6 protein-coding genes are annotated in these 6,862 nt (G+C 60.6%); 2 read left to right on the forward strand and 4 right to left on the reverse strand.

Going from position 1 to position 6,862, the window contains the following annotated elements:
- Window positions 1-906 (reverse strand): exonuclease domain-containing protein (locus ACTHV6_RS07410; RefSeq protein WP_441386648.1); only part of this gene is annotated, 906 nt, incomplete at its 3' end.
- 31 nt (window positions 907-937) lie between these two features.
- On the reverse strand, window positions 938-1,342 hold the full coding sequence (locus ACTHV6_RS07415; protein ID WP_441386649.1) for a hypothetical protein: 405 nt from the start codon (window positions 1,340-1,342) through the stop codon (window positions 938-940).
- A 78-nt stretch (window positions 1,343-1,420) separates the two neighbouring features.
- Here ACTHV6_RS07415 and ACTHV6_RS07420 point away from each other — a divergent pair, with 78 nt between their 5' ends.
- Both ACTHV6_RS07420 and ACTHV6_RS07425 read left to right on the forward strand, forming a co-directional pair.
- Window positions 1,421-2,632 carry a pyrophosphate--fructose-6-phosphate 1-phosphotransferase gene (locus ACTHV6_RS07420; protein WP_441386650.1) on the forward strand — a complete coding sequence of 404 codons (1,212 nt, stop codon included), beginning with the start codon at window positions 1,421-1,423 and terminating at the stop codon, window positions 2,630-2,632.
- 80 nt (window positions 2,633-2,712) lie between these two features.
- Entirely contained in the window at window positions 2,713-4,080 is a 1,368-nt protein-coding gene (locus ACTHV6_RS07425; protein WP_441386651.1) for a class II 3-deoxy-7-phosphoheptulonate synthase, read from the forward strand.
- Here the strand turns inward: ACTHV6_RS07425 and pknB are convergent, their stop codons facing one another.
- Window positions 4,081-6,027 carry a Stk1 family PASTA domain-containing Ser/Thr kinase gene (gene pknB / locus ACTHV6_RS07430; protein ID WP_441386652.1) on the reverse strand — a complete coding sequence of 649 codons (1,947 nt, stop codon included), beginning with the start codon at window positions 6,025-6,027 and terminating at the stop codon, window positions 4,081-4,083.
- Between the two features lie 23 nt (window positions 6,028-6,050).
- The coding region (locus tag ACTHV6_RS07435) for a lytic transglycosylase (RefSeq protein ID WP_441386653.1) at window positions 6,051-6,862 on the reverse strand (812 nt) is incomplete at its 5' end.

The following is a 6,862-nucleotide window of genomic DNA, read 5'->3' on the forward strand; positions in this document are numbered from 1 at the left end:
GGAGGCCTCCAGCTGGGTGGCCGTTGAGGTGGCCTCCACGGATACGGCAAGATCCACCATCTCGGCCATACGCTTGCGCTTTTCGGCGGCCGTGAAGTACTGGCGCACCCGCTTGTATACGTTGACGGAAGTCCCCACATACATGACGGCGCGATCCGGCCCAATGAATCGGTACACTCCGGGAGTGTGTGGCAAGTTGGCCGCGAGGGTTACCTTGGCGCGCCGCGCCGGCGGCACTGGATCGCTGGCCGTTGCCAGATCCTCGATATGGGTGACGCCCAGTGGCCCCAACCGCGCGAGGATCGCATGCAGCACATCCACCGTGGCACGAGCATCATCAAGCGCGCGATGCGTAGGGGTGACCGTGGCTCCGCACAGCCGGGCGAGGGTGCCAAGCTTGTAGTTTGGCGTCTCGTCCTTCGTGAAGGCACGCCGCGCCAGCTTCACGGTGTCCGCCACGCGCACCCGTGGCCAGGCCATCGAGAGCCCGGCCGCCGCCGCTTTGAGATGGCTGACGTCAAAACGGGCGTTGTGCGCCACCAGCACGGTATCGGGCGAATCGCCGAGAAACTCGAGGAAGGCCGGCATCACGGCGCCGATATCCGGGGCATCCATCACCATGGCGGTACTGATGCCCGTCAGAGCCGTGATAAACGGCGGTATGGGCACACCGGGGTTCACCAGCGTAGCGAACTCCCCAACGGTTTCCCCGCCGCACACTTTGACGGCGCCGAATTCCGTGATGGAGTGAGTAGTTGGGGCCCCTCCCGTTGTTTCAAGATCGACGACGACGAACGTGACCCGCTCAAGCGACGCCCCCAAATCCTCGAATGCCATCTGAGCGCTCTGGCCCACCGGCATGCCAAGATCGAGACGGCCCGCCCGCTTTTCCTCCGATGCCTTCATACCTCAAACCTACTGCGGGGCTCCCACACGTTCAGAGTCGAGCGCCGTCGTCGAACGGATCCCCGCCGTGGGAGGACGTAGCGAAGGCGGCCAAAGCACCGCTGACAAACCCACCAATTCCGAGGACTCCCGCAACGATCCCACCACCGGGAATAAGGGAAAAAGCCATGAAAACGCTGAGCAAGAGTGCGATCGCGCACACGGCCCACAGGGTGAGGGAATGGCGCGAACTGGCGGGCGGCTGCTTCTTGGAGGCGCGGGCAATGGCGGCTACCTGCTCGAATACCTCGTCAAGATCGTCCTCATCTTCCTCTGGAGCCGGTATCCAATCACGGGGTCCAGAGGAAGCGGAATCAGGATCTTGAGAAGCGGGCTCCAGATCAGACAGATCTTCCGCAATCTCGGCCCATCGCCGTTCGAACTCCTCGTCCTTCATGGGTCCTAGATTACCGTTGAGTACAATGGTGGAGGGCGTGAGCACGCCCACCAAACTACAACGTTGGGAAGGTACACGATGACTGTCCGTCGCGTCGCACTACTTACCGCCGGAGGCTTTGCCCCCTGTCTGTCCTCCGCCGTGGGCGGATTGATCGAGCGCTACACCGAAATCTCTCCTGAAGTGGAGATCATTGCCTATCAGTACGGCTATCACGGGCTGCTAACCGGCAACTACATCACGGTCACCGATGAGGGCCGCGAGCAGGCATCGGTTCTGCATCGCTTTGGTGGATCGCCCATCGGCAATTCCCGCGTCAAGCTGACCAATGCGAAGAATCTTGTGGAGCGTGGCCTCGTCAAGGAAGGCGAGGATCCGCTCAAGGTTGCCGCAGATCAGCTACGTAAGGATGGCGTGGATGTTCTTCACACCATCGGCGGGGACGATACGAACACCACCGCCGCCGATCTGGCCGCCTACCTCCACGAGAACAACTACGAGCTGACCGTGGTGGGCCTGCCCAAGACGATCGACAATGACATTATCCCGATTCGCCAGTCCTTGGGGGCCATGACGGCGGCTGAAGAAGCCTCCGATTTTGCTCAGCACGTGGTGGGCGAGCACCGCTCGAACCCCCGCATGCTGATTGTGCACGAGGTTATGGGCCGTAATTGTGGCTACCTGACGGCCCAGGCCGCCAATTACTACCACGAGTGGATCAAGAAGCAGGAATGGGCTCCGGCTCTCGGGCTCTCTGCGGAGCGCTGGGACGTGCACGCCGTGTACCTGCCCGAGATGGCGTTGGATCTTGAATCCGAGGCTACGCGCCTGCGCGGCATCATGGATGAGATCGGAAACGTCAATATCTTCCTTTCGGAGGGTGCGGGCATCGACGAGATCATCGCCGAAAAGGAGGCAGCCGGTGAAGAGGTGGCGCGCGATCCATTCGGTCACGTCAAGCTGGACACCATCAACCCGGGCCAGTGGTTCGCACAGCAGTTCTCCGAGAAAATCGGGGCAGAAAAGGTCATGGTGCAAAAGTCCGGGTACTTCTCTCGGGCATGGCACGCCAATGCTGATGACCTCCGCCTCATCAAGTCCATGGTGGATCTAGCCGTCCAGTGCGCTCACGAGGGTGTATCCGGCGTGATCGGTCACGATGAAGAAAACGGCGATGTGCTGCGCGCTGTGGAGTTCCCCCGTATTAAGGGAGCCAAGCCATTTGATATCGATCAGGAGTGGTTCCGCGGGACCATGGCCGAGATTGGTCAGGACGTCAACCCACACTAGGTAGCGTTTCGGTAGTGGCCCTCGATCCAATGGACGGACCGGGGGCCACCGCCGCTTGGCGGCGGGTTACACTCGTTGGCATGTTTGAGGATGCAGATGAGGACACGCTAGCTGCGATTACGCAGTGGCGGACAAAGCCAGCTCAACACCAGCCCGCATGGCCGGATCCAGCTGAACTCGAAGCAGCGGTGGCCTATCTGCGCTCGCTGCCGCCTCTTGTTTTTGCTGGCGAAGCCGATCAGCTCACCGAGCACATGGCTGCGGCTTCTCGGGGGGACGCGTTTGTTCTCATGGGAGGGGACTGCGCCGAATCCTTCGCCGATTCCAGCGCGGATAGGATCCGGGCGCGTATTCGCACTCTCCTCCAGATGGCTGTTGTCCTCACCTACGGGGCCTCAGTTCCCGTGGTCAAAATTGGGCGGATGGCCGGCCAGTTCGCCAAGCCTCGATCGAACCCACTTGAGACATTCGGTGGAGTCACCCTTCCCTCCTACATGGGGGACGCCGTCAATGGGTTCGAATTCACGTCCGAAGCCCGGATTCCGGACCCGCACCGGCTGGTGGAGGCCTACCAGCGTTCGGCTTCCACGCTGAACCTTATGCGAGCGTTCAGCACAGGCGGTTTTGCGGATCTGACGGCCGTGCACGAGTGGAACAAGGGGTTCATGGCGAACCCTGCCTACGCGCGCTACGAGCAGTTCGCATCCGAAATTGACCGTGCGATGCGCTTCATGCGTGCCGCTGGCGTGGATATGGACAACCTGCGCACGGTGGATCTCTACTCTTCTCACGAAGCCTTGCTGCTTCCTTACGAGGATGCGATGACCCGTATCGATTCGCGCACCGGTGAGCCGTACAACACGTCCGCACATCTGTTGTGGATCGGTGAGCGCACGCGTGAGTTGGAGGGGGCGCACGTGGAGATGCTCTCCCACGTCCGTAACCCCATTGGGGTCAAGCTTGGCCCAACAACGCGACCAGAAGATGTTCTCGCACTTGTGGACAAGCTGAATCCAGAGGGCATTGAAGGACGGCTCACGCTCATCACGAGGATGGGTGCGCAGAACGTCACCGAGGTGCTTCCGGCTCTCGTGGAAGCCGTGCGCGCGGACGGGCGTCCCGTCACGTGGATCACTGACCCGATGCATGGAAACACGATCACAGCGTCCAACGGATTGAAGACCCGCAGGCTCTCTGCGATTGTTGAGGAAATCGATGGATTCTTCACGGTTCACCAAGAACTCGGAACCCATCCTGGCGGTATCCACGTGGAGCTGACCGGTGATGACGTGACTGAGGTTCTGGGCGGATCCGAGGAGATCAACGAGGATACGTTGGGCGAACGCTACGAAACGTTGGTTGATCCGCGGCTCAACCACCAGCAGGCGCTCGAAATGGCGTTCCTGTTGGCTGAGCAGCTCAGGGACGTCCGCTTCTCCACGAAGTGACTACATCACCGAGATCGTGATCTCGCTTCCGGGGGCGGCCATCGCGCCGCCCTCAGGATCTTGGAAACGGACAATCCCGAGAATTCCACCGTACAGCTCCTCGACGTGGACGGTGAATCCGGCGTCCTCAAGTGTGGAGATGGCATCGTCTTTGGAAGCGAACGTCACGTCTGGAACCTCAATGAGCTCGGGGCCCTTGGACACGGTGATCGTGACCGGATCGTTCCTGTAGAGCGTGCCATCGCTCGGGGATTGAGAGATCACGGTTCCTTCGGCCACCGAATCGGAGAACTCTTCCTCCACATTGGCATCGAGTCCCGCGTCCTCAATCGCGGAAACAGCATCATCACGCGATTGGCCTGTGATCTGGGGAACCTCGATGGGTTCACGGCCCTTCGACACGGTGAGCGTGATGGTGGAGGAATGATCCACCATGGTTCCCGCCTCTATATCTTGGGAGATCACCGCGCCTTCGGCAACCTCTTCCGAGAAGGCTTCCGTGATCTCAACCTCAAGACGGTTTTCGTTGGCAGCAGCGGTGGCATCCTCACGTTCTTGGCCCGCAAGATCGGGTACTCTCACTTGTTCGATCCCTTGGGAAATGGCGATGGTGACGGTGGAATCGGGATGAGCGCGCGATCCGGCATCTGGATGTGAGCTGATGACGTGATCAGCCGGTACGTCATCCGAGTACTGCGCGGATTCGTCCACGGTGAAGCCCTGAGCTTCCAGGGCATCGTAGGCGCTCGCGGTGGTTTCTCCCACCACGTCGGGAACGGTGGCACGCAGCCCCGGTCCAACAAGAAAGTACCAGGCCGCTGCGCCTGCTATCGCTAGGGCGAACAACACGAGGAGCGGTATCCACAATCGTCGCTTGCGCAACGGTATCGGGGCGGTGTCCGTTCGAGTGGGGCTTGGGGCAGACGTAGGCGGCTGGGATTCCTCTGCCGCAGCATCCGGGTGCGCTGTTGGTAGTGCTTCCGTGTGTGAGGCCGGGAGGGCTACCGTGTCGCGTGCAGGCGAAGATGGGGTGGGCGCGGGAGCGTTGCCGATGACCGGAACGCGCCTGATCAGATCCTCAGGGGCCACGACAGGGAGGAGTGAACGGAGCTGGGCCAACGCGGCCTTTCCGTCCTGAGGGCGATCCTCTGGGTCCTTGGCGGTTAACGAGCCGATGAACGAATCGATCGCTGGCGGCAACCAGGGTGCCTGATCGGTGGCGCGAGGCATGGAATTGTTCACGTGCATGTAGGCGGTGCGTATTGGTGTGTCCGCCCCAAACGGAACCGAGCCGGTCAGGAACTCATAGAGCATAATGCCCACGGCATACAGATCGCTGCGTGCATCCGCCCTGCCCTCCGTGATGATCTCGGGGGCGATGTAGGCAACGGTGCCCATCGGCGCAGAACCGGTTGTGCTGCTGGCGTTGACTGCCCGCGCCAGCCCAAAATCTGTGACTTTCGCCAGAATATCGGGAGGCTCAAGAACGCTGGATTCCGGTAGCGGCTCAGCCAACATGATGTTCTCGGGCTTCACATCGCGATGAATCAATCCGGCTGAATGTGCCGCTGCCAGCGCAGCGAGGGCCTGTTCCGTGATGGTGAGGGCGGTTCCCAATGAGAAGGATCCCAACCGCGTGAGTTCCGAGCGCAGATCAGGACCGGGGATGAACTCCATCGTGAGATAGGCCTGTGAATCCCACACGCCCTGATCGTAAACGGATACAACGTAGGGGCTGGAAAGCCTAACTGCCGCACGCGCCTCCTTGTGGAAACGCTCCGTGAAGTTTGGTTGCTCGGCCAAGTGCGGATGCATGACCTTGATCGCGACGTCGCGTTCCAGCCGCTTGTCGCGCGCGCGGTATACCACCGCCATACCGCCGCGCGCCAAGCGTGCGCTGATCAAGTATCGGCCATCAACAACTTCGCCGATTAACGTTTGCTCCACAGGGCAAGATTAGCGTGAAAACCCTAGTAGTTGGCCTGAGCGGCCTTTACTTTGGCAACGTAATTCTTGGTATCCGGGTACATGCCGTTCTTTCTCACACCGGCGAGCCCCTGATAGTAGGCCGCGATACCTTGATCCTTCGAACTGGCAGTGGCCTGAAGCTGCTTGATGATGGCAACGCCAGCCGTAGCGTTGTCATAAGGATCCAGCAGATTGAGATTTCGCCCAACAAGGGACGATGCCCACTCGCCGGAGGAGGGGATAACCTGCATCGCGCCAATGGCGTTCGCGGGGGAGACAGCGCGCTGATCAAAGCCCGATTCCACCTGTGCGTGAGCAAGGGCCAGCGAGGGATCCACGCCCATGCTCACTGCGGTATCGCGAATGATCTGCTGCATCTGGGCCTTGGATGGAGCCTTGCCAGCAACCAGCTTGTCCTTATTGGCATTCGCCGCTGATGTCGTGGACTCTGAATAGGTGTAATGGAGGAACGTGTTCCCCACTGAGTTGGACGAACTCGAGCTTGAACTGGAGGACGAACTCGCCTTGCCCCCAATGGAGAGGACTTGGCCCACATAGATTCTGTTGGGGTTGGCCAGCGAGTTGGACTTTTGGATCGCTCCGGGGGTTGTTCCGTACTTGAGGGCGATGGAGGAGAGGGTTTCGCCTGAGACCACCACGTGGCGCTTGCCGCTGGTGCTTGACGCCTTTGGCGCCTGAGCCTTCGCTGGAGTGGTGGAGGAGGACGTCCCGGACGCCTTTCCTCCGATGGTCAAGAGCTGGCCCACATAGATTCTGTTGGGGTTGGCCAGCGAGTTGGACTTTTGGATCGCTC

It is taken from the genome of Ancrocorticia sp. (assembly GCF_052089425.1).
Taxonomy (GTDB): Bacteria; Actinomycetota; Actinomycetes; order Actinomycetales; family Actinomycetaceae; genus Ancrocorticia.